Genomic DNA, 3350 nt, shown 5'->3' on the forward strand with positions numbered 1-3350 from the left:
GGGCGGAGTGACGACGAGCATCGCGGGGCGCTCCTCCGCGCAGGATAGACGACGTCGCCCGGCGACGGGAGGGCCAGCCTCGCCCAGCGACGCGCCTCCCCGTGCTCCGCTCGCGGCGCACGGGCGCTCGTGCCTGCGGCATCCACCAGGCGCTGGCCGGCAGGAGCAATTGTCGCCGGCCGGCAAGCCCAACTGATCCGGAGCACGGCGTGTGCGAGGGCCGGGATCACGCGGTGGAGTTCTTCGTCACGAACGACACGGTGCGCGACCCAGACGATCTCGCGCGGCTCGGCCTGCCGGAGCAGCGCTTCGAAGCCGCCCGGCGACTTGAGCAGGAAGTCGTTCGCGTCCATGCCCTTCGGAAACACCGCGCGGAAGCACTCGAGCCCGGCCTCGCCGAGGCGATCCGCGACCTTCTGCGCGGCGCGGTCTCCCTCGGGGCTGCGCCGAAGCGCGATCATGACCTGCTACACGCACCCGAGCGGCGAGGACCTCGTCCGCGCCGTCGAGCAACTCCGCTGCTGAGGGAGGCGGGACGACTTCCTTCTTGCCCTTCCCGCCTAAGAGGACAATATCTTGTCCCATGGGCAGGTCAGCAAATGGTCCCACTTCCGCCCTGCAGGTCGCGGAGGACATCGTTCCCATCGGCGAGCTGAAGGCCCACCTCTCCGAGAAGATCCGGGCGCTCCGGGGCAGACGCCGACCGCTCGTCGTGACGCAGAACGGGAAGGCGGCGGCGGTGATGCTCGCGCCCGAAGACTTCGACCGACTGACGACCCAAGCGCGTTTCGTTGCGGCCGTTCAGGACGGGCTCGGCGATCTCGACGCGGGTCGAGTCATCAGCGACGAGGACCTCGGCCATCGCCTCGACGCGCGCTTCGGCTCGGTGAGAAAGCCCACCAAGAAGAAGTGATGCTTCGCTGGACCGAGCGCGCAGCAGCCGATCTGATGGCGATCGGCGAGTACATCGCGGCCGATAACCCCACCGCCGCCCGCGCGTGGGTCGAGAAGCTCAGGCAGCGCGCAGTGAAGGCCTCGAAGATGCCGCGCACGGGCCGAGTCGTCCCGGAAATCGCGCGAGACGATGTGCGCGAGGTCTTCCAGCGCACGTACCGCATCGTCTACCGGGTCGTCGGCGACGGCATCGTCGTGCTCACGGTGTTCGAGGGGCACCGCCTTCTGGGCAAGCTCGACCCCGACCAAGACTGACCCTCTCTTTCGCTCAGCCCCGCGATGCAGCGCGGAGGTTGATGGTTCCGGAAAATCTGCTGCATCCCGTTCCGGAAATTCTGCGGTTCCAAGACGAAAGGAGCGTGCAGGATGATCTGGGTGTTGATCATGGCGATCATGGGTGCGCTGATGCCGGCGAAGGGCTCGAAGCGGTGCGACGACGGAACCGGAAGCAGTCGGCGACGGTCTTCGCAGGCGAGGTGAGCTGCACCTTCACGCCGTCGATGAGGCGTCTCTCGACGCCATGCCCCAGGGCTCCACCGCTCGCGCGGATGACCTCGAGCGTCGGCGAACTCACCTTCGGCATGCGCGCGTGCCGGTCGATGAGCACCCAGACCACGTGCGGGGCCTCGCTCGTCAGGCCGTCGACCTGGAGCGCGCTGAGCAGGCAGATGACCGCATGCGGGACGCGCTTGCTCACCTCGGAGAGGGAGCTCAGCTCGGTCACCGGCGCGTCGGCGAGCCGGTAGAGGCCGCGGTCCACCTGCTCGAGCAGGCCTCGATCGCAGAGCCGCTTGAGGTAGGCCCGCGGGATGCCGGCATCGTCGAGGTCCCGAGCGCGCACCGGCCCGTTCCGGGCGAGCCGGAGGAGCGTCGTGGTCTTGGTCGGGGCGGCGGGAGACATGATACGGCACGGCGTCCTCGGACTTTACAGACAGACGATTCGTATCCTGCCGCGCTGGAGCCTTCAAGTCCTTCCACCCCCGCGCCTGGGATGTGGCAAGCGAGCGGGGCGTGGGGGTGCGGTCACTCGCCGCCTGCCACCAGCCGCTCGCGTGCTGCAGCGAGCAGTACTTCGTAGTCCGGTTGGAGCGGCGCGACCAAGCTCTTCTCGAGCCGTGCCTCGATCTCCCACAGCACGTTCTGCTCGGCCTGATGCTCGGTGGGTAGCGCACCCTTGCCGTCTTCGCGCGCGAGCCAATCGAAGAGCACGAGCGCCTGGTCGGCGGTCAGCGTGAGCGTTACGCCCGACATCAGAACAGTCTCCCGGTCGTGAGAACGCTTTCGAGCTGCTCTGCGCCGAGTCGCCAGCCGCTGACGTAGTTCCCCGCCTGGTCGGCGATCACGTTCAAGCCCGTGCACGGGTCGATGTAGTGCGTGACGGGGTTCCCGCGGTACGTGCCGGTGATGCTCCTGACGCCCGGCGCATTGATGTGCTGGTTCACGGCCCGGCTGAAGTCGGCGCCGTGCTTGGTGAAACCCTTCTGCAGGTTCCGGTCCGTGAAGCCAAGGATGCGACTGAAGGCGCCCTGAGCACCCCTGGCAGCGCCTCCGACAGCTTGCGCCGTTCGACCTGTGCCCGTCGCGGCCCCCGGCAGCGGCAACCGGAACCTGGGAACTGGCGGCAGCGCGCCGCCGGCCATCGCGGAGCCGAGGACGGTGACCATCGTCGCGAACACCGCGACGCCGAATCGCTGCTCGTCGTAGCTCAGCGCCGTGACCGGGTCGGCTGGTCGCGGCGGCCGCAGCCGCGCGATGCGGTCAGCCGCCCAGCCGTGGGCGTCTGCCACCGTGCCGGCGCCTGGGTTGACGGAGAGGCGGGTCAGCGACTCCGCCAGCCGGAATGGCGACTCCACGATGTCGACCGCCCCTGCACCGACGCCCGCCGCGGCCGCCTCGGAGCGCCGGGCCCTGAAGGTCCCCTTCGGAGGGGGCGAGGCTGCTGGGACCTCGCCGCTCGCAGCCGCCTCGGGCTCCCGCTGCGCGTAGTCGTTGTTGGTCAGGTAGAAGGCGACGATTTGATTCCCATCCGCATCGAGGCCGTGGACGTACTCGAACTCGGTGGGTCCCGTGGTGCCGTCGCTCTCCTCGGTGAGCCCCACCGGATCCACCGCCTGCAGCACCCGCCCGCTCACGTAGGCGTAGGCGTTCCAGTCCGCTCCCAGCCCGTGCACGCCCGTGCACCGTCAGCGGGTCCGCGCTCGCCCAGCGGCCGAGCGCCGTGCTCAGGTACCGATACCCAAAGTACGTCAGCGCGACCTCGACGTCCTCTTCCTTCCCCGTGAAGCCGTAGTCCTCGCGGAAGCCCTCCCATCGCTCCGGGCGGTAGTCCGTCTCACGCCCCCCGTACGGCTGGAACGTCCCGTGCTCCACCAGCTCGCTCGTCGCGCGATCGAAGA

Annotated in this window: 7 protein-coding genes; 2 read left to right on the forward strand and 5 right to left on the reverse strand. The window is 69.1% G+C overall.

The window, feature by feature from the left end:
* The coding region (locus IT371_22975) for a hypothetical protein (protein MCC6750546.1) at positions 1–461 on the reverse strand (461 nt) is incomplete at its 3' end.
* A gap of 122 nt (positions 462–583) precedes the next feature.
* On the opposite strand from IT371_22975, the gene IT371_22980 reads away from it, so the two are divergent.
* On the forward strand, positions 584–913 hold the full coding sequence (locus IT371_22980; GenBank protein ID MCC6750547.1) for a type II toxin-antitoxin system Phd/YefM family antitoxin: 330 nt from the start codon (positions 584–586) through the stop codon (positions 911–913).
* Entirely contained in the window at positions 913–1209 is a 297-nt protein-coding gene (locus tag IT371_22985; protein ID MCC6750548.1) for a type II toxin-antitoxin system RelE/ParE family toxin, read from the forward strand. Before IT371_22980 ends, IT371_22985 begins: the two co-directional genes overlap by 1 nt.
* A 136-nt stretch (positions 1210–1345) precedes the next feature.
* On the opposite strand, the gene IT371_22990 is transcribed toward IT371_22985, so the two are convergent.
* The 4 genes from IT371_22990 to IT371_23005 all read right to left on the reverse strand — a co-directional run bounded on the left by IT371_22990 (position 1346) and on the right by IT371_23005 (position 3324).
* The gene (locus IT371_22990; protein ID MCC6750549.1) at positions 1346–1855 is read right to left on the reverse strand and encodes a type IV toxin-antitoxin system AbiEi family antitoxin domain-containing protein; all 510 of its coding nucleotides are present in this window, start codon (positions 1853–1855) and stop codon (positions 1346–1348) included.
* A gap of 122 nt (positions 1856–1977) precedes the next feature.
* Complete coding sequence (locus IT371_22995; protein ID MCC6750550.1) at positions 1978–2205, reverse strand: hypothetical protein; 228 nt, start codon at positions 2203–2205, stop codon at positions 1978–1980.
* Complete coding sequence (locus tag IT371_23000) at positions 2205–2594, reverse strand: hypothetical protein (protein ID MCC6750551.1); 390 nt, start codon at positions 2592–2594, stop codon at positions 2205–2207. The genes IT371_22995 and IT371_23000 overlap by 1 nt, the downstream gene beginning before the upstream one ends.
* A gap of 118 nt (positions 2595–2712) precedes the next feature.
* Positions 2713–3324, reverse strand: coding sequence for a hypothetical protein (locus IT371_23005; protein MCC6750552.1), 612 nt, complete (start codon positions 3322–3324; stop codon positions 2713–2715).
* Positions 3325–3350: the final 26 nt, after the last annotated feature.

This window comes from Deltaproteobacteria bacterium, assembly GCA_020848905.1.
GTDB lineage: Bacteria > Myxococcota_A > Polyangia.

Coding starts and splice junctions, on each gene's coding strand:
- IT371_23000 (MCC6750551.1), bottom strand. CDS start 2,594: ATGGCCGGCGGCGCGCTGCCGCCAGTTCCCAGGTTCCGGTTGCCGCTG.
- IT371_22985 (MCC6750548.1), top strand. CDS start 913: ATGCTTCGCTGGACCGAGCGCGCAGCAGCCGATCTGATGGCGATCGGC.
- IT371_22990 (MCC6750549.1), bottom strand. CDS start 1,855: ATGTCTCCCGCCGCCCCGACCAAGACCACGACGCTCCTCCGGCTCGCC.
- IT371_22995 (MCC6750550.1), bottom strand. CDS start 2,205: ATGTCGGGCGTAACGCTCACGCTGACCGCCGACCAGGCGCTCGTGCTC.
- IT371_22980 (MCC6750547.1), top strand. CDS start 584: ATGGGCAGGTCAGCAAATGGTCCCACTTCCGCCCTGCAGGTCGCGGAG.